Annotated in this window: 17 protein-coding genes and 1 tRNA gene; 11 read left to right on the plus strand and 7 right to left on the minus strand. The window is 70.4% G+C overall.

What is annotated here, in order from left to right:
* Positions 1-38: 38 nt before the first annotated feature.
* The 3 genes from OG746_RS11345 to OG746_RS11355 all read right to left on the minus strand — a co-directional run bounded on the left by OG746_RS11345 (position 39) and on the right by OG746_RS11355 (position 2,460).
* A complete protein-coding gene (locus OG746_RS11345; protein ID WP_266714052.1) occupies positions 39-389 on the minus strand; it encodes an SH3 domain-containing protein in 351 nt (116 codons plus the stop codon).
* Positions 390-499: 110 nt separating this feature from the next.
* Complete coding sequence (locus OG746_RS11350; protein ID WP_266714054.1) at positions 500-1,783, minus strand: ATP-binding protein; 1,284 nt, start codon at positions 1,781-1,783, stop codon at positions 500-502.
* Positions 1,780-2,460, minus strand: coding sequence for a hypothetical protein (locus OG746_RS11355; protein WP_266714056.1), 681 nt, complete (start codon positions 2,458-2,460; stop codon positions 1,780-1,782). The genes OG746_RS11350 and OG746_RS11355 overlap by 4 nt, the downstream gene beginning before the upstream one ends.
* Positions 2,461-2,577: 117 nt before the next feature.
* On the opposite strand from OG746_RS11355, the gene OG746_RS11360 reads away from it, so the two are divergent.
* On the plus strand, positions 2,578-3,381 hold the full coding sequence (locus OG746_RS11360) for a nuclease-related domain-containing protein (RefSeq protein ID WP_266714058.1): 804 nt from the start codon (positions 2,578-2,580) through the stop codon (positions 3,379-3,381).
* A gap of 97 nt (positions 3,382-3,478) precedes the next feature.
* Here OG746_RS11360 and ligD read toward each other — a convergent pair whose 3' ends face one another.
* The gene (ligD, locus tag OG746_RS11365; protein WP_266714060.1) at positions 3,479-4,360 is read right to left on the minus strand and encodes a non-homologous end-joining DNA ligase; all 882 of its coding nucleotides are present in this window, start codon (positions 4,358-4,360) and stop codon (positions 3,479-3,481) included.
* Between the two features lie 83 nt (positions 4,361-4,443).
* Here ligD and ku point away from each other — a divergent pair, with 83 nt between their 5' ends.
* On the plus strand, positions 4,444-5,478 hold the full coding sequence (gene ku, locus OG746_RS11370; protein ID WP_266714062.1) for a non-homologous end joining protein Ku: 1,035 nt from the start codon (positions 4,444-4,446) through the stop codon (positions 5,476-5,478).
* 87 nt (positions 5,479-5,565) lie between these two features.
* On the opposite strand, the gene OG746_RS11375 is transcribed toward ku, so the two are convergent.
* On the minus strand, positions 5,566-6,717 hold the full coding sequence (locus OG746_RS11375) for an acyltransferase family protein (RefSeq protein WP_266714064.1): 1,152 nt from the start codon (positions 6,715-6,717) through the stop codon (positions 5,566-5,568).
* Positions 6,718-6,945: 228 nt separating this feature from the next.
* Complete coding sequence (locus OG746_RS11380; RefSeq protein WP_266714066.1) at positions 6,946-7,407, minus strand: MarR family winged helix-turn-helix transcriptional regulator; 462 nt, start codon at positions 7,405-7,407, stop codon at positions 6,946-6,948.
* Between the two features lie 152 nt (positions 7,408-7,559).
* Here OG746_RS11380 and OG746_RS11385 point away from each other — a divergent pair, with 152 nt between their 5' ends.
* Genes OG746_RS11385 through OG746_RS11400 form a run of 4 tightly spaced genes read left to right on the plus strand, consistent with a single transcriptional unit; the run spans position 7,560 to position 11,385 of the window.
* Positions 7,560-8,483, plus strand: a complete 924-nt coding sequence (locus tag OG746_RS11385; protein ID WP_323179577.1) for an SDR family NAD(P)-dependent oxidoreductase — start codon at positions 7,560-7,562, stop codon at positions 8,481-8,483.
* A 5-nt stretch (positions 8,484-8,488) separates the two neighbouring features.
* Positions 8,489-9,364 carry an amidohydrolase family protein gene (locus tag OG746_RS11390; protein WP_266718874.1) on the plus strand — a complete coding sequence of 292 codons (876 nt, stop codon included), beginning with the start codon at positions 8,489-8,491 and terminating at the stop codon, positions 9,362-9,364.
* A gap of 45 nt (positions 9,365-9,409) precedes the next feature.
* Positions 9,410-10,924, plus strand: a complete 1,515-nt coding sequence (locus OG746_RS11395; RefSeq protein WP_266714068.1) for an acyl-CoA synthetase — start codon at positions 9,410-9,412, stop codon at positions 10,922-10,924.
* A complete protein-coding gene (locus OG746_RS11400; protein ID WP_266714070.1) occupies positions 10,921-11,385 on the plus strand; it encodes a MaoC family dehydratase in 465 nt (154 codons plus the stop codon). The genes OG746_RS11395 and OG746_RS11400 overlap by 4 nt, the downstream gene beginning before the upstream one ends.
* A 73-nt stretch (positions 11,386-11,458) precedes the next feature.
* On the opposite strand, the gene OG746_RS11405 is transcribed toward OG746_RS11400, so the two are convergent.
* Positions 11,459-11,530: transfer RNA gene (locus tag OG746_RS11405), tRNA-Arg, on the minus strand.
* Positions 11,531-11,671: 141 nt separating this feature from the next.
* Here OG746_RS11405 and OG746_RS11410 point away from each other — a divergent pair.
* The 5 genes from OG746_RS11410 to thrC all read left to right on the plus strand — a co-directional run bounded on the left by OG746_RS11410 (position 11,672) and on the right by thrC (position 17,306).
* Entirely contained in the window at positions 11,672-12,169 is a 498-nt protein-coding gene (locus OG746_RS11410; RefSeq protein ID WP_266714072.1) for a response regulator, read from the plus strand.
* 91 nt (positions 12,170-12,260) lie between these two features.
* The gene (nrtL, locus tag OG746_RS11415) at positions 12,261-13,373 is read left to right on the plus strand and encodes an ArgS-related anticodon-binding protein NrtL (RefSeq protein ID WP_266714074.1); all 1,113 of its coding nucleotides are present in this window, start codon (positions 12,261-12,263) and stop codon (positions 13,371-13,373) included.
* Between the two features lie 32 nt (positions 13,374-13,405).
* Positions 13,406-14,800: a diaminopimelate decarboxylase gene (gene lysA / locus OG746_RS11420; protein WP_266714076.1), complete on the plus strand. Its 1,395-nt coding sequence runs from the start codon at positions 13,406-13,408 to the stop codon at positions 14,798-14,800.
* Positions 14,801-14,939: 139 nt separating this feature from the next.
* Positions 14,940-16,232 carry a homoserine dehydrogenase gene (locus OG746_RS11425; protein ID WP_266714078.1) on the plus strand — a complete coding sequence of 431 codons (1,293 nt, stop codon included), beginning with the start codon at positions 14,940-14,942 and terminating at the stop codon, positions 16,230-16,232.
* A 6-nt stretch (positions 16,233-16,238) separates the two neighbouring features.
* A complete protein-coding gene (gene thrC / locus OG746_RS11430) occupies positions 16,239-17,306 on the plus strand; it encodes a threonine synthase (protein WP_266714080.1) in 1,068 nt (355 codons plus the stop codon).
* The last annotated feature ends 139 nt before the right edge of the window (positions 17,307-17,445 follow it).

A 17,445-nucleotide genomic window follows, 5' to 3' on the forward strand; every position in this document is an offset into this window, starting at 1 on the left:
CGGGAACGTAGCAAGCAAGTACCTGATATCAGGTCATGTCAGCACCAGCGCGGCACGGCGCCGATGTTCTGGATGTACTTCGCGGAACCCCACGCCCATGTGCCGTCGGTGAGCAGGTACCAGTACGAGTTCCCGCCGACGCTGTCGCCCGAGGTCTTGCAGAAGATCCGGACGATCGCGCGGTACGGCTCGGAGCGGACGACCTTGGCGCCGCGTGCCGGGGCGTCGCGCAGCAGCAGCCCGGACTTGGCGGTGACGCGGCCCTTGTAGACCGGCGGCGAGTCGCCGGCGCCGGAACCGGCGGTCTGGGCGACGGCGGGGACGGCCGCGGTCGCGACGAGGGTGGCGACGGCTGCGATGCCCGTACCGAGGCGGGTGGTGAGGGACATGCGGGTCCTCCTGAGGCGGGGGTGAGGAGCGAGAAGGGCGCCTTGAATGCCCGGTTTCACACTAAAAGCGGCACGCAGGGCGCGCAAAAGGTCACTCTCCGCTATCGCCTCTAGGGCGCCCCGGACTCGGTCTCCTCGTACGGCAGCGTCAGCGTCGCCACCGCGCCACCGTCCGGCGCGTTCCCGAACTCCAGGCGTGCGCCCAGGACTTCGGCCTGCCCGAGCGCGATGGTCAGGCCGAGCCCGTGACCGCGGGCGCCGCCCTCGGTGCGGAAGCGCTGCGGCCCGTGCTCGACGAGATAGCCGGGATAGCCCGCGCCGTGGTCGCGCACCGTGATCACCGGCCCGTTCACGGTCAGGGTGACCGGCGCGGCGCCGTGCAGGTGCGCGTTCGCCACGAGATTGCCGAGGACCCGCTCCAGGCGGCGACGGTCCGTCAGCACGCAGACGTCCCGCACGAGTTCGACCTCGGTGGACGTGCCGGACGCCCGCACCACCCGCTCGGCCACCGGGCCGAGCCGGTTCTCGTCCAGGTCGAGGCGCTCGCTGCGCGCGTCGAGCCGCGAGATCTCCAGCAGGTCCTCGGTGAGCGTGCGCAGCGCGGCGACCCGGTCCCGCACCAGCTCCGTGGGCCGCCCCGGCGGCAGCAACTCGGCGGCGGCGTGCAGCCCGGTCAGCGGCGTGCGCAGCTCGTGCGCGACATCGGCGGTGAACCGCTGCTCGGTCAGGATCCTGGCCTGCAACGAACCGGCCATGCTGTCGAGCGCGCCCGCGACATCGGCCACCTCGTCGTGGCGCCGCCCCGGATCCTTCGTCCGGCGGTCGTCGACGCGCGCGTCCATGTCGCCCGCGCTGATCCTGCGCGCCACCCGCGCCGTCGCGTGCAGGCGCCGCGTCACACGGGTCACCGCGAACGCGCCGACCAGCAGCGTCGCCCCGATCGCGAGCACGGACGAGGTGAGGATCGCCCTGTCGAGCCCGTCGATGGTGCGCCGGCCCTGCGCGAAGCCGATCCGCACCGCGAGCGCCCGCCCGTCGCCCCGGCCGGTGGCCGCCGGGCCCGCCGCCCACATCGTCGGCCGCTCCGGGTGCTCCGCGACCATCGTGCCGCGCTCCCCGCGCGCGGCGAGGGCGCGCAACTCGGCGGGCAGGCCCGGCGGATCGAGGCCCGCGCCCGGCGCGAGCCTGCCCCCGGCCTCGTACCGCTTGGTGGTGGACTCCAGGAGGGTGAGCGCGCGTTCGCGGGCCTGACCCGTCGTCTGATCGGTGACCGACACGTGCACGAGGACGCCGAGCAGCGCGGCGAGCGCACAGCACATCACGGTGATGAACACGGTCGCCTTCCACGTCAGCGACGCGGTCCAGGCGGGCAGCCGGGGCATGCGCGGGCTCATGAGCGGCTCGGTGACGGCAGGTCAGGGGTGGGCTTGGCTCCGGTGCGCAGGATCTCGTCGCGGGTCGGCAGCATCGCCTTCTGGTGGGTGTCGTACGACCAGGAGGTGCGGTACTCGTACCCGGACAGGTCGGCGGCGGCGCGCACCACGATGTTCCGGCCCGCCAGATGCACGTTGATGACGGCGTCCTTGTCGTCCATGATCTGGGTCAACTTGCCGTCGCGGTACGTGTACGCCTGCAGATACGCCTGGCGGTGCGGGGCGCGGACGGCGACGAGCAGATCGTCCGGGCCGTCGCCGGTCAGATCCCGGTAGTACCCGCCGAGCACGGGACAGTCCTTGGACGACGGGCAGTCCGCGACGTCGGCGGCGATGTCCTTGTAGTCGTCGGGCGCGGCGGTGACGCGGGCCCGCACGATCGTCGCCGGGTCGACCGCGCGCAGCTTCCCGCCGGGCACCTTCACGCCCTTGACCACGGCCGTCTCCCCGGCGCCGTAGTCGTCGGCGGCGCGGGTCGCGGGCGGCAGCGTGGGCCACAGCCGCTCCGGACCGACGGCCGTCGGGGTCGGCCCCACGCTCTCCAGACCGCCCTGGTCCCCGCAGCCGGCGCACGCGCAGAACAACACGGCGACCGACACGGCGAGGACGGGTCGGCCGAGGCGCCTAGGGCCTGTCACTGCACTCCTGCCTGCCGGGTCGAACGGGTCGTGTTGGTCATCCGTCATCATGCCGGGCCTGCGGGCTTCTTGCCCTGCGGCGGGCTTGCTGCTCCCATGGTCGTGGGGTGATGGGGCATGAGCGGACTGCGCGTCATACCGACCTGGCGGAACGGCCAGGAGTGGCTCTACGTGTGCGGGGACGACGGCACGAACGTCGCCTGGTACGACCGGGACGCGGGCCGGGTGAACCTGCTCAGCGAGACCCGGCGGGCGGACGTGCTCGACGTGCTCCGTCCGTTCATCGCGGGCCAGGTCGCCGTAGGCCCGCCCCCGGTGCCGACCCCCGCCGAACTGGCCGGGCTCACCCTCCACCCCGACGACGACCTCGCGCCGAACCGGCCGGGCGAGGACCTCGTCATCTCCCTGGACCGCGCCCCGGCCCCGCAGCGCCGGCTGCGCGCCGACCCGCGGCGCAGGGCGCTCGCCGCGCAGGCACGGGTGGGCGAGGTCCTCGACGGCCTCGAGGCGGTCGGCTGGCGGGTGCTGCACTCGGTGCCGCTGCCCGGCGGAGCCCACATCCACCATCTGCTGATCGGACCCGGCGGCCTGTTCGCGCTGCACACGCTGCCCGTGCGCAGGCAACGTGTGCGGATCGGCGACCCCTGGGTGACGGCGGGCCGCGCGGAGCGGCAGCCACTGCTGCGCCGGGTCCGGGCCGACGCCTCCCGGGCCTCCTTCGCCCTCACCGCGGAGGTCCGCGCGGGCCTGGTCCTGGTGGAACCGGCGACCGTCGAGGTGACAACACCACCACGCGACGTCCGCCTCTTCACCGACACGGACCTCGCCCCCCTCACCCACACGGCGGGCCTCCTCAAGCCGGCGGACGTGGAGGCGCTGCACATGATGGCGCGGGACAGGGGGACGTGGACGCGGGTGTGACCCAATCCAGCCCCGCCGCCGGTTCGGCATTTCAGCCCCGCCGGCGTTTGAGGCGCGGGGCCCGGGGCGGAGCCCCGCGACCGCAACGCCGTCCGCGTCAAGGCAGCTCCCCGGCCCGATCGGCGTCGAACAATCCCGCGAGCAGATCCCCGTCCCGCCCCAGCCGCGCAACAACGTCTCCCGCATCAAAAACCAGGCCCCCCGAGGAGCGGCACCCCTCGACCTCCCGCCATGTCACCGGCGCCGAAACCGTCGGAGACACCCGCGCACGCAAGGTGTACGCCACAGCCGTCGTCTTCGCCGCCGAATTCTGACTGTGGTCGACGAACACTTTCCCGCGCCGCAGGCCCCGCGCCATCCGATGCACCACGAGCCGCGGCATCGCCCCCTCCGCCTCCTGCGCGAGCCCCTTCGCATACGCACTGACCCGCTCCGACGCCGTAGGCACCAGCGGCACCAGCAGATGCAGCCCCTTGGACCCGGACGTCTTCGCGTACGCCTCGAGCCCGTCCCGCGCCAACCGCTCCCGCAGCCACACCCCCACCTCGCAGCACTGCACGATGTCGGCCGGCGCCCCGGGGTCCAGGTCGAACACGAGCCGGTCCGCCCGCCCCGGCGCATCCGCCCGCCACTGCGGCGTGTGGAACTCGGTGACCAGGTTCGCCGCCCACATCAACGTCGGCAGGTCCTGTACGAGGATCTGCCGCGAGACCCCGTCCGAGCGCGACACCTCGGCCGTCTTCACCCAGGAAGGTGTCCCCGGCGGCACGTTCTTGGCGAAGAACTGCTGGCCACGCGGCCCGTCCGGGAAGCGCAGGAAGGAGACCGGGCGGTCCCGCAGATGCGGGAGCAGGGCCTCCGCGGCCGTCGCGTAGTAGTGCAGCAGCTCGCCCTTGGTGAACCCGGATTCCGGATACAGCACCTTCTCCAGGTTGCTGAGCGTGAGCCGCCGCCCCTCCACTTCTGTGATGGGCGCCATACGGTAATACTCTGGCAATCCAGCCCGTTATGTCGTCTCTATCGCTTATGTCGTGTATCGCGGCGCGAACCGGGAGGTCCACCGTGCGCTCCATATGGAACGGCGCCATCTCCTTCGGCCTGGTCAGCATCCCGATCAAGCTGGTCAACGCCACCGAGAACCACTCGATCTCCTTCCGCCAGATCCACCTGGAGGACGGCGGCCGCATCCGCTATCACAAGGTGTGCGAGCTGGAGGACAAGGAAGTCGCGAACGACGAGATCGGCAAGGGGTACGAGGACGCCGACGGCTCGATCATCCCGATCACCGAGGACGATCTCGCCCAGCTCCCGATCCCCACGGCCAAGACCATCGAGATCGTCTCCTTCGTGCCGGCCGAGCGGATCGACCCGCTCCAGATGGGCACGGCGTACTACCTCCAGGCCAACGGCGTCCCGGCCGCCAAGCCGTACACGCTGCTGCGCGAGGCGCTCAAGCGCAGCAACAAGGTGGCCATCGCCAAGTTCGCGCTGCGCGGCCGGGAGCGGCTCGGGATGCTGCGGGTCGTCGACGACGTCATCGCGATGCACGGCCTGCTCTGGCCGGACGAGATCCGCGCCCCGGAGGACGCCGCCCCCGACTCCCACGTCACGGTCCGCGACGCCGAACTCGATCTGGCGGACGCCCTGATGGACACGCTCGGCGAGGTCGACATGGACTCCCTGCACGACGACTACCGGGACGCCGTGGAGGAGATGATCGAGTCGAAGGCCTCCGGCGCCGAACCGGCCGAGACCCCGAAGAAGTCGGACGGCGGAGGCGGCAAGGTCATCGACCTCATGTCGGCGCTGGAGAGCAGCGTCCGGGCGGCCAAGAAGGCGCGGAGCGAGGGCGAAGAGGGCGAGGACGTGGCCGAGGTGACGGAGCTGTCCTCCCGGTCCCGTACGAAGAAGACCACGGCCAAGAAGAGCACAGCCACGAAGAAGACGGCGGCCGAGAAGACCACCGCCAAGAAGTCCGCCCCCGCGAAGAGGACCACACCGGCCAAGAAGTCGACCTCGTCGAAGAAGACCACATCCGCCAAGAAGCCGACCCCGGCAAAGAAGAAGCCGACGCCTCGCAAGAAGACGTCGGCTTGAGCTTGTAAGCCCTGCTCTTGGACGAGAGCCCGCGGGGCCCGGGGCAGAGCCCCGAGACCGCAACCCCGTCGCCGGGTACCAAGGCGGCTAACGCCCCCTGGCCACCTTGGCGGCGTCCCGCTTGAACGCCCACTCCATCTTCGGCTCCATCACGAACCGGAACATCCGCTGCACCGGTGGCGTGCACAGCACGGTGATCAGACTTCCCGCGAGCAGCGTCACCACGACCTGGCCCCACGGGGTGTGCATCCAGGCGTTGTCGTACCAGTCCCAGAAGCGGGAGCCCTTGGCGACGAAGCCGTGCAGCAGGTAGCCGTACAGCGTGCCCGCGCCGAGCGCCGTGAACCACATCTTGCGGCCCGGCACCCACGCGAAGAAGCACGCGGTGAGGATCACCGAACAGCCGAACATGGCCAGGGTCATGACGATTCCGGTCCAGCCGGGCGCGCCCAACTCCTGGGCACTGTCCCGGTGGTACGTCCACGCCGCGGTCATCCGCGGCGCCGCCCAGTACGCGAACAGCAGCGCGGCCGCGAAGACCGGCACCGCGATGATCCGCGCCTCCTTGCGGCGCACCAGCTGGAAGTGCTCCGGCTTCAGGCACAGGCCGAGGACGAAGAACGGCAGGAACTGCAGCAGGCGCTGCATGTCCAGGTCGTCGCCGATGCTGGGGGAGACGGAGGCGAGCGCCGCGACGGCGAGGGCCACCGGCAGCGGCCAGCGGATCGTCTTCCAGATCGGCGTGCTCAGGCGCCACACGAACAGCGAGACCAGGAACCAGGTCAGGTACCAGGGGTCCAGAAGGCTGAAGTCGTATCCGGGATCGTCACCCGCGTACCGCTTGAAGAGTGTGTAGACGACCTCGAACACCACGTACGGCACCGCCACACCCGTGATCAGCCGCTTGAGCCGAGCAGGGCTCGCGTCGAACGACCGCGAGAAATAGCCGGAGATGACGATGAACGCCGGCATGTGGAACGTGTACACGATGATGTAGAGGGCGGCGGCCGCCCGGCTCCCGTCGCGCAGCGGCTCCCAGGAATGGCCCATCGCGACCAGGACGATCGCCAAGTACTTGGCGTTGTCGTAGAACGCGTCACGGGCCTTGCCGGACTTCGGTGTCGCGGTGGTGGCCGGTGTGGCCGCCTGTCTCCTGGATGGAGTGCTCGCGGGTGCGACAGTGTCCTGCTGATCGGGCAGCGGGGCCCGATGAGCCGCGAGCTGTACCGGTTCGCTCACGATCCCTCCCGTTGGGAACCCCGGCTACCGGACACGCATCTTCCTGGATTTGTGAGGTTCAAGTGGCTGCGAGACATCGACCGAACCGTAGCCATGCCGTGGGGCACGAGTAAACCTGGATCGAGCCCGCGTGGCGGCTCTCACAGTCCTGATCAGGAATGACCATCACTCAAACGGGTTCGCTGCCGGTCGCCGTAGCGAGAAGTCGACAACGGCCGAAAGTGTGCGTCAGCCGAGCCCGGCCTCCGCGACCCGCCGCAACAGCCCGTGCAGCGTCTCGCATTCGTCCTCGTCCAGCGGTGCGAGCAGCTCGCTCGTCACCCGCAGCCCCGCCTCGTCCGTGCCGCGCAGAAAGTCCCGCCCGTCGTCCGTGAGCACGACGATCCGGCTGCGCCGGTCGCCGGGGGACGGCCGCCGCTCGACGAACGAGGCCTTCTCCAGATCGTCGACCAGACCCACGATCGCGCTCGGGTCGTAGCCGAGCTGCGCGCTCAACTCCCTTTGCAGCGCGCCCTCGCCCGTGGCCAGGAAGCGCAGCACCGCGTAGTGGCGCAGGCGGAGCCCCGACTCCTGGAGCGAGGCGTTGAACAGCTGTCCCGAGCGCAGGCCGAGCCGGTACAGCAGATAGCCCGTGTCGGCGTGCAGCCCGCGCATCCATGGCTCGTGCGCGTCGATCGGGGCGGGGGTCATGGGGTCTCCCTGGGTGGGCGGGGCCTGCGGTGTGCCGCGACAGTCTCTCGTACATACGGGTCGGCGACAACTATTGACGTCACCAATTATTGCTCTTAGCTTCCTTCTTGCCCCCACGTATCGCCGTATCGCTGGCAGGAAGGGACCCACACGTGTCCATCGATCTCACCGGAAAGGCGGCCGTCGTCACCGGCGGCGGCCGTGGCCTCGGCCTCTCCTACGCCCATGCCCTCGCCGCCCACGGCGCCTCGGTCGTCGTCAACGACGTCGACGAGGCCGTCGCCGAAGCGGCCGTGAAGTCCATCCGCGAGGCGGGCGGCACGGCCGTCGCCGAGGTGGTCCCGGTCGGCACGGCCGAGGCCGCGGACCGCCTGGTGGCGCGGGCGGTGAGCGAGTTCGGCCGCCTCGACGTCCTGGTCACCAACGCCGGCATCCTGCGCGACAAGGTCCTGTGGAAGATGACCGACGACGACTTCGACGCGGTGTTCACCACCCATCTGAAGGGCACCTTCACCTGCGCCCGCGCCGCCGCGGTCCGCATGCGCGAGCAGGGCGAGGGAGGCACGCTCGTCCTCGTCGGCTCGCCCGCGGGGCAACGGGGCAATTTCGGCCAGACGAACTACGCCGCCGCGAAGGCCGGCATCGTCGCCATGGCCCGTACGTGGTCGATGGAGCTGTCCCGGGCGAACATCACGGTCAACGCGATCGTCCCGGTCGCCGCGACGGCCATGACGGAGACGATCCCGGCCTTCGCCCCGTACGTGGAGGCCCTGCGCGGCGGCGAACCGCTCCCGTCCTTCCTGCGCAAGGGCGAGGGCTTCGGCACACCGGAGGACTGCGCGGCCCTCGTGCCCTTCCTCGCCTCCGAAGCGGCCCGCTCCGTCACCGGCCAGGCGATCGGCATCGGCGGCGACCGCCTCACGCTCTGGTCGCACCCGCAGGAGATCAAGTCGGCCTACGCGGACGGGGGCTGGACCCCGGACACGATCGCCGACGCGTGGCCCACGTCGGTCGGCGCCGAACTCCAGACGGTGGGCATCCCCGCCCCGAAGCTTCCGGAGGGGGAGGCCCGATGAACGCGATGAACATCGACGAGCTGGCCGCGATCGACGTCCACACCCACGCCGAGGTGTCCTCCAAGGGCCACGGCTCCCTCTCGGACGACCTCCACGAGGCCTCGTCCGCGTACTTCAAGACCGAGGGCAAGCGGAAGCCGACCCTCGAGGAGACGGCCGCGTACTACCGCGAGCGGAACATGGCCGCTGTGATCTTCACGGTCGACGCGGAGTCCGCGACGGGCACGGAGCCGGTCCCGAACGAGGAGGTGGCGGAGGCGGCGGCCGCCCACCCGGACGTCCTGATCCCCTTCGCCTCGATCGACCCGTTCCGGGGCAAGGCCGGAGTGAAGCAGGCCCGCCGCTTGGTGGAGGAGTACGGAGTCAAGGGCTTCAAATTCCACCCCTCCATCCAGGCCTTCTTCCCCAACGACCGCGCGGTCGCCTACGACCTCTACGAGCTGATCGAGGAAACAGGCACGATCGCCCTCTTCCACACCGGCCAGACGGGCATCGGCGCGGGCGTGCCGGGCGGCGGCGGCATCCGCCTCAAGTACTCCAACCCCCTCCACGTGGACGACGTGGCGGCCGACTTCCCCCACCTCAAAATCATCCTGGCGCACCCGTCGTTCCCCTGGCAGGACGAGGCCCTGGCGGTGGCGACGCACAAGCCGGGCGTGCACATCGACCTCTCCGGCTGGTCCCCGAAGTACTTCCCGCCCCAGCTGATCCAGTACGCGAACACGCTGCTCAAGGACAAGGTCCTCTTCGGCTCGGACTACCCGGTCCTGACCCCGGACCGCTGGCTCGCGGACTTCGCGAAGCTCCAGATCAAGGACGAGGTCCGCCCCAAGATCCTCAAGGAGAACGCGGCACGCCTGCTGGGCCTGACCAAGCCGTAGCAGGCACGCGAGCCGCAGCAGGCACCGGAGCCATAGGAGGCACGGATGCGCAACGAGGGACTGGGGTCATGGCCCGCACGCCGGGCCCGCAAGACCCCGCACCGCACCGCCCTGATCCACAACGGCACCACATACACATACGCCGACCTGCACGACCGCACGACCCGCCTGGCGCACGCCCTGCGCGCACACGGCGTGCGCCGCGGCGACCGCGTCGCGTACCTCGGCCCGAACCACCCCTCGTACCTGGAGACACTGTTCGCGGCGGGCACGCTGGGGGCGGTCTTCGTCCCCCTCAACACCCGCCTGTCGACAGCCGAACTCGCCTACCAAATAGCCGACTCGGGAGCGAAAACCCTCCTGTACACGGGAGACGGGGAACACGCGAAGGCACTGTCGGTCCCGGTGACAATCGAGGCTGACGGAAGCGGATACGAGGAACTGCTGGAGGCCGCCCCAGCGGACCCGGTGGACGAGGCGGTCGGCGGCGACGACGTCTGCCTCATCATGTACACCTCGGGCACGACGGGCCGCCCCAAGGGCGCGATGCTCACCCACGCCAACCTGACATGGAACGCGATCAACGTCCTGGTCGACCACGACCTGATCGCGGACGAGGTCGCCCTCGTCTCGGCGCCCCTGTTCCACACGGCGGGCCTGAACATGCTGACGCTGCCGGTGCTGCTCAAGGGCGGCACGTGCGTCCTGGTCGGCGCGTTCGACCCGGCGGCCACGTTCGACCTGGTGGAGCAGCACGGCATCACCTTCATGTTCGGCGTCCCGACGATGTTCGACCTGCTGACCCGCCAGCCCGCGTGGCCGACCGCGGACCTCTCGTCCCTACGCCTCCTGACCTGCGGGGGTGCCCCGGTGCCGCCGCCGCTGATCGCGGCCTACCAGGAACGCGGCCTCACCTTCCTCCAGGGCTACGGCATGACGGAGGCGGCACCCGGCACCCTCTTCCTCGACGCGGAGCACGCGGTGAGCAAGGCGGGCTCGGCGGGCGTGCCGCACTTCTTCAGCGACGTACAGGTGGTGGGCCCGGACCTCGCCCCGGTCGACACCGACGAGACGGGCGAGGTGGTGGTCCGCGGCCCGCACGTGATGCCGGGCTACTGGGGCCTGCCGACGGAAACCGCAGCGGCCTTCTCCGACGGCTGGTTCCGCACGGGAGACGCGGCACGCGTGGACGCCGACGGCTACGTCACCATCGTCGACCGCTTCAAGGACATGATCATCTCGGGCGGCGAGAACATCTACCCCGCAGAGATCGAGGCCGCGCTGCTGGCCCACCCCGACGTGGCGGAGTGCGCGGTGATAGGCGTCCCCGACGAGAAATGGGGCGAGGTCCCCCGGGCCATAGTCGTCCCGCGCGCGGGCACGACCCCACTCCCCGAGACCCTCCTGACCTCCCTCTCCGGCCGGCTGGCGAAATACAAGATCCCCAAGTCCCTCCTCCTGGCCGACGGACTCCCGCGCACGGCCTCCGGAAAGCTCCTCAAATCCCGCCTGCGCGAGGCGCACGGCGGCTCTCACGAACAGGACGCCCAACAGCCATGACCACGACCCTCACGGTGAACGGCCTGCCCGAACTCAAGAAGCTGTCCGGCACGGACCTCGGCACCAGCGACTGGCTCGAGATCACCCAGGACCGCATCAACACGTTCGCCGACGCGACGGGCGACCACCAGTGGATCCACGTGGACCCCGAACGCGCCGCGGCGGGCCCCTTCGGCGCCCCGATCGCCCACGGCTACCTGACCCTCTCCCTCTTCATCCCCCTCTTCACCGACCTCCTGGACGTCCAGGGCGTCACCACAAAGGTCAACTACGGCCTCAACAAGGTCCGCTTCCCGTCCCCGGTCAAGGCGGGCTCCCGCATCCGCCTGTCGGCGCGGGTGGCATCAGTGGAAGAGGTGTCAGGCGATGGAGCCCAAATCACCATCGACGGAACCATAGAAATAGAGGGCACCCAGAAGCCGGCAGCAGTCCTCCAAAGCGTCTCCCGCTTCTACGCCTGACACGCAAACGCAAAAAGACCCCGCCGACAGCGTCTCCGCTGCTGACGGGGTCTTTCAGGCACCCAATTCAAGGTGCCCCCGGCAGGATTCGAACCTGCGCACCCGGCTCCGGAGGCCGATGCTCTATCCCCTGAGCTACGGGGGCGTGTGCCGCGCTGTGCGTGGCGACGGGTAGAACACTACCAGCTCCTTTGAGGTCCTCAGGAACGGGTTATTGGGCGGGGAGCGGCGGGGTTCGTGTCGCCTGTAGGGGGCGGAAGTGGGGAAAACCCGGACGCGGTGACCGGTGTCGACCTACTCTCGAGTTGTGCCAGGCGCGTCCGGCCGAGTCCTTGTCGTGGACGACAACAAGGTGATTCGGCAGCTGATCAGGGTCAATCTCGAGCTGGAGGGCTTCGAGGTCGTGACCGCGGCCGATGGTGCCGAGTGTTTGGAAGTGATCGACCAGGTGCGGCCCGACGTCGTCACGCTGGACGTCGTCATGCCCCGGCTCGACGGGCTGCGGACCGCCGCCCGGCTGCGGGCGGACGCCCGTACGCGTTCGTTGCCCATCGTCATCGTCAGCGCCTGCACCCAGTACGAGGTCGAGAGCGGGCTCGATGTCGGCGTCGACGCGTTTCTCGCCAAGCCCTTCGAGCCCAGCGAACTGGTGCGTGTCGTACGGCAGTTGAGCGAGCAGGGGCGTGCGGGGGCGGCCCCCGGCGGTGCCTCCCGCGCGGGTGCAGGGCGCCCCGTGAGTGCCGCAGATGACGCCGAGCAGGCCACCCGCACGGCCGACGCCTGAGCGTCCCGCCGGCCCGGCTCCCCGTCCGTATCCCGGACCTTCCGGGAAACCGACTCGCCTACCCACCCCCCTCCTCCCATACGCTTGTCCCGTGACCCCCGCCGAGCTCTCCCGCACCGTCCTGCGCGCCGTCCGTCGCGCGGTCGACGACGGCGAGCTCGACGCGGCCGTGTGCGCGGCGGGCGAGGAGCGGATCGTCGTCGAGCGGCCGCGGGCCGGCGGGCAGGGGGACTACGCCACCAACGTCGCGCTGCAGCTCGCCCGCCCTGCCGGACGGCCCCCGCGTCAGGTCGCCGAGATCCTGTCCCGGCGGCTCGGGGAGAGCCCCGGTATCGACGGTGTCGTCGTCACCGGACCCGGGTTTCTCAATGTCAGGCTGTCGGAATCCGCGTCCGCCTCCGGCGCGCTCGTCGCGGAGATCCTGAGCGCCGGGGAGCGATACGGGTTCGCTGAAGGCGCCACCGCCACCGCCACCGGTCAGGTTGTTCAGTTGCACGCTCCCGACGAGGTGCGTGCCCTCGTCGTCATGGACTCCGTCGCCCGTCTGCTGCGCTCCCAGGGCTTCCTCGTACGGACCAGCTGCGCAGGCCGGCCCCGGCCCGAGTGGGTCGACGTCCTCGGCGTCCAGGTCGACGCGAGCGGCAGCGCACCCATTGATGTCAACGTACGACCCGTGCCCGCCCCCGCCGACCCCGTACCGCTCGGCCGCGACGCCGCCCGCTGGGCCCTGCTCCACCCCGCGGCCCACGACCGGCCCCGCATCGGCGACGACGAGCACAAGCACGAGCACCTCGCCCAGCGCGAGTCCAATCCGCTCTTCCGCGTCCGGTACGCCCACGCCCGCACCCACGCCCTGACCCGCAACGCCGCGGACCTCGGCTTCACCGCCGACCTCGCCAGACCCGCCGACACCGCCGGGCATGCCGAAGACGTACCCGGTCACGAAGACCTCGTCGCCGTGCTCGCCGACCACCCCCGCATCCTCCGCGCCGCAGCCGAGCAGCACGCCCCCGACCGGCTCGCCCGGCACCTCGTCGGCGTTGCCGACACCTTCATGGCCTCGCTCTGTCCGGCCGTACTGCCCCAAGGCGAGGAGAAACCCTCGGCCGCCCACCGTGCCCGGCTCGCGCTCGCCGAAGCCGTCGGGACGGTGCTCGCAGGCGGCCTGACCCTGCTCGGCATCGACGCACCCGAACATCTGTGACACAGAAGTAGACGAAGAGAGCCACCGCAGCCATGAGCCGTTCCGCACACCCCGCCGGCCCCCGTCACGCCGACGTCCTGCCCGAGGGCCACTACAACAGCGCCCCGCCCACCGACCTCAACGTCCTCGACCCGAAGGTGTGGGCGCAGACCGTGGCCCGTGCCGGCGACGGCGGCGTCAGCGTCGGCGGCATCGAGGTCGCCCGGCTCGCCGAGGAGTTCGGCACGCCGGCGTACTTCCTCGACGAGACCGACTTCCGTGCCAGGTGCGCCGCCTGGCGTGACGCCTTCGGGCCCGACGCCGATGTCTTCTATGCCGGTAAGGCCTTCCTCAGCCGCGCTGTCGTGCGGTGGCTGGACGAGGAGGGGCTGAATCTGGATGTCTGCTCGGGGGGCGAGCTTGCTACCGCGCTCTCCGCGGGCATGCCCGCCGAGCGCATCGCCTTCCACGGCAACAACAAGACCGAGGAAGAGATCAGCCGCGCGGTCCAGGTCGGCGTCGGGCGCATCGTGCTCGACTCCTTCCAGGAGATCGCGCGCGTCGCCCACATCGCCGACGGCCTCGGCAAGCGGCAGCGCGTGCAGATCCGCGTCACCGTGGGCGTCGAGGCGCACACCCACGAGTTCATCGCCACCGCGCACGAGGACCAGAAGTTCGGCATCGCCCTCGCCGACGGGCAGGCGGCGGAGGCCGTGCGGCGCGCCATCAAGCTGGATGGCATCGAGCTCATCGGCATTCACAGCCACATCGGGTCGCAGATCTTCGACATGGCGGGCTTTGAAGTTGCCGCGCGCCGTGTGGTCGGGCTGCTCGCCGAGGTGCGCGACGAGCACGGCATCGAGCTTCCCGAGATCGACCTCGGTGGCGGCCTCGGCATCGCCTACACCAGCGACGACGACCCCCGCGAGCCGCACGAGATCGCCAAGGCGCTCAACGAGATCGTCGGCCGTGAGTGCGAGGCGGCGAACCTCCGCACCCCCCGTATCTCCGTCGAGCCCGGCCGCGCCATCGTCGGCCCGACCGCCTTCACGCTCTACACCGTCGGCACCGTCAAGCCGCTCGAGGGACTGCGTACCTACGTCTCCGTCGACGGCGGCATGTCCGACAACATTCGCACCGCGCTCTACGACGCCGAGTACACCGTCGCCCTCGTCTCCCGCCGCTCCGAGGCCGAGCCGATGCTCGTCCGTGTCGTCGGCAAGCACTGTGAGAGTGGCGACATCGTCGTGAAGGACGCGTTCCTGCCGTCCGATGTCGCTGCCGGGGACCTCATCGCCGTGCCGGCCACCGGCGCGTACTGCCGCTCCATGGCCAGCAACTACAACCACGCACTTCGCCCGCCCGTCGTCGCCGTGCGCGACGGCGAGGCCCGGGTGATCGTCCGGCGCGAGACGGAGGAAGATCTCCTGCGTCTCGACGTCGGATAAATGAAATCTACGTCTCACGATCCGGACCGGGGGCTGAAACCCCGGTCCGGTGGGTGAGACTGGACCCACCGTAGATACACGTAGCGATACACGTAGAGATACGTCGAAGTATCGGAAGCAGTAGAGGAAACGAGGTCGCATGATGCGTACGCGTCCACTGAAGGTGGCGCTGCTGGGCTGTGGGGTTGTCGGCTCAGAGGTGGCGCGCATCATGACGACGCACGCCGACGACCTCGCCGCCCGGATCGGTGCCCCCGTCGAGCTCGCGGGTGTGGCCGTGCGGCGGCCCTCCCGGGTCCGCGAGGGAATCGATCCCGCGCTGGTCACCACCGACGCCACCGCGCTCGTGAAACGCGGCGACATCGATGTGGTCGTCGAGGTCATCGGCGGGATCGAGCCCGCGCGCACCCTCATCACCACCGCCTTCGAGCACGGCGCCTCCGTCGTCTCCGCCAACAAGGCGCTCGTCGCCCAGGACGGCGACGCCCTGCACGCCGCGGCCGTGGAGCACGGCGAGGACCTCTACTACGAGGCCGCGGTCGCCGGCGCGATCCCGCTGGTCAGGCCGCTGCGCGAGTCGCTCGCGGGGGACAAGGTCAACCGCGTCCTCGGCATCGTGAACGGCACGACGAACTTCATCCTCGACGCCATGGACTCGACCGGCGCCGGCTACCAGGAAGCGCTCGACGAGGCCACCGCCCTCGGGTACGCCGAAGCCGACCCGACCGCCGACGTCGAGGGCTTCGACGCCGCCGCCAAGGCCGCCATCCTCGCCGGAATCGCCTTCCACACCCGCGTCCGCCTCGACGACGTGTACCGCGAGGGCATGACCGAGGTGACCGCCGCCGACTTCGCGTCCGCGAAGCAGATGGGCTGCACCATCAAGCTGCTCGCCATCTGCGAGCGGGCCGCCGACGGGCAGTCCGTCACCGCCCGCGTGCACCCGGCGATGATCCCGCTGTCCCACCCGCTGGCCTCCGTGCGCGGCGCGTACAACGCCGTCTTCGTCGAGGCCGAGGCCGCGGGCCAGCTCATGTTCTACGGGCCCGGTGCCGGCGGCTCGCCGACCGCGTCCGCCGTACTCGGCGACCTCGTCGCCGTCTGCCGCAACCGCCTGGGCGGCGCGACGGGACCCGGCCAGTCCGCGTACACGCAGCTGCCCGTCTCGCCGATGGGCGATGTCGTGACGCGGTACCACATCAGCCTCGACGTGGCCGACAAGCCCGGCGTTCTCGCGCAGGTGGCGACGGTCTTCGCCGAGCACGGTGTCTCCATCGACACCGTGCGTCAGTCGGGGAAGGACGGCGAGGCCTCCCTCGTCGTCGTCACCCACCGCGCGGCCGACGCGGCCCTCACCGGGACCGTGGACGCGCTGCGTCAGCTCGACACCGTGCGCGGTGTCGCCAGCATCATGCGTGTTGAAGGGGAGTAGCAGCTCATGACCGGACAGACCCACCAGTGGCGCGGCATCATCGAGGAGTACCGGGACCGGCTCCCGGTGACCGACACCACGCCGGTCGTGACACTGCGCGAGGGCAGTACGCCGCTCGTGCCCGCGCAGATGCTCTCCGAGCGCACCGGCTGTGAGGTGCACCTGAAGGTCGAGGGTGCCAACCCGACCGGTTCGTTCAAGGACCGCGGCATGACCATGGCCATCACGAAGGCCAAGGAGGAGGGCGCGAAGGCCGTCATCTGCGCCTCCACCGGCAACACCTCGGCCTCCGCCGCCGCGTACGCCGTGCGGGCCGGCATGGTCTGCGCCGTCCTCGTGCCGCAGGGCAAGATCGCGCTCGGCAAGATGGGCCAGGCGCTCGTCTACGGCTCGAAGATCCTCCAGGTCGACGGCAACTTCGACGACTGCCTGAACCTGGCCCGCGCCCTCTCCGAGAACTACCCGGTGGCGCTGGTCAACTCGGTCAACCCGTTCCGCATCGAGGGCCAGAAGACCGCCTCGTTCGAGATCGTGGACGCCCTCGGCGACGCGCCCGACATCCACGTCCTCCCGGTCGGCAACGCCGGCAACATCACGGCCTACTGGAAGGGCTACAAGGAGTACGCGGCCGACAGCGTCTCCTCCCGCACTCCGCGCATGTGGGGCTTCCAGGCCTCCGGCTCCGCGCCGATCGTGCGCGGCGAGGTCGTCAAGGACCCCTCGACGATCGCCACCGCGATTCGCATCGGCAACCCCGCCTCGTGGCAGCACGCGCTCGCCGCGCGCGAGGAGTCCGGCGGCTTCATCGACGAGGTGACGGACCGTGAGATCCTGCGCGCCTACAAGCTGTTGGCGTCCCAGGAGGGTGTCTTCGTCGAGCCCGCGTCGGCCGCGTCCGTCGCCGGCCTGCTGAAGGCCGCCGAGCAGGGCAAGGTCGACCCCGGCCAGAAGATCGTCTGCACCGTCACGGGCAACGGTCTGAAGGACCCGGACTGGGCCGTCGCCGGCGCTCCGCAGCCGGTCACCGTGCCGGTCGACTCCGCCGCGGCCGCCGAGCGACTCGGTCTCGCCTGAGGCGCACGTCTCGTAGGGCGACTCTTTAGGTGACGCTGACACGCCGTCAACTGGGCGTTTCAGTACAGGGGGTGCACAGGGGGGCTTACGACACGCATCGTGCGCCTCCTGTGCGCCCTATGTCGCCACTGAACCTTCC

Origin of the sequence: Streptomyces sp. NBC_01016, from assembly GCF_026341035.1 — a bacterium.
In the GTDB taxonomy this organism is placed as follows: domain Bacteria; phylum Actinomycetota; class Actinomycetes; order Streptomycetales; family Streptomycetaceae; genus Streptomyces.

Excerpts from the sequence above, each read along its gene's own strand:
- OG746_RS11395 (WP_266714068.1), top strand. The coding sequence starts at position 9,410 with ATGCGCAACGAGGGACTGGGGTCATGGCCCGCACGCCGGGCCCGCAAG.
- ligD (WP_266714060.1), bottom strand. The coding sequence starts at position 4,360 with ATGGCGCCCATCACAGAAGTGGAGGGGCGGCGGCTCACGCTCAGCAAC.
- OG746_RS11390 (WP_266718874.1), top strand. The coding sequence starts at position 8,489 with ATGAACATCGACGAGCTGGCCGCGATCGACGTCCACACCCACGCCGAG.
- OG746_RS11360 (WP_266714058.1), top strand. The coding sequence starts at position 2,578 with ATGAGCGGACTGCGCGTCATACCGACCTGGCGGAACGGCCAGGAGTGG.
- lysA (WP_266714076.1), top strand. The coding sequence starts at position 13,406 with ATGAGCCGTTCCGCACACCCCGCCGGCCCCCGTCACGCCGACGTCCTG.
- thrC (WP_266714080.1), top strand. The coding sequence starts at position 16,239 with ATGACCGGACAGACCCACCAGTGGCGCGGCATCATCGAGGAGTACCGG.
- OG746_RS11345 (WP_266714052.1), bottom strand. The coding sequence starts at position 389 with ATGTCCCTCACCACCCGCCTCGGTACGGGCATCGCAGCCGTCGCCACC.
- OG746_RS11425 (WP_266714078.1), top strand. The coding sequence starts at position 14,940 with ATGATGCGTACGCGTCCACTGAAGGTGGCGCTGCTGGGCTGTGGGGTT.
- OG746_RS11400 (WP_266714070.1), top strand. The coding sequence starts at position 10,921 with ATGACCACGACCCTCACGGTGAACGGCCTGCCCGAACTCAAGAAGCTG.
- OG746_RS11350 (WP_266714054.1), bottom strand. The coding sequence starts at position 1,783 with ATGAGCCCGCGCATGCCCCGGCTGCCCGCCTGGACCGCGTCGCTGACG.
- OG746_RS11380 (WP_266714066.1), bottom strand. The coding sequence starts at position 7,407 with ATGACCCCCGCCCCGATCGACGCGCACGAGCCATGGATGCGCGGGCTG.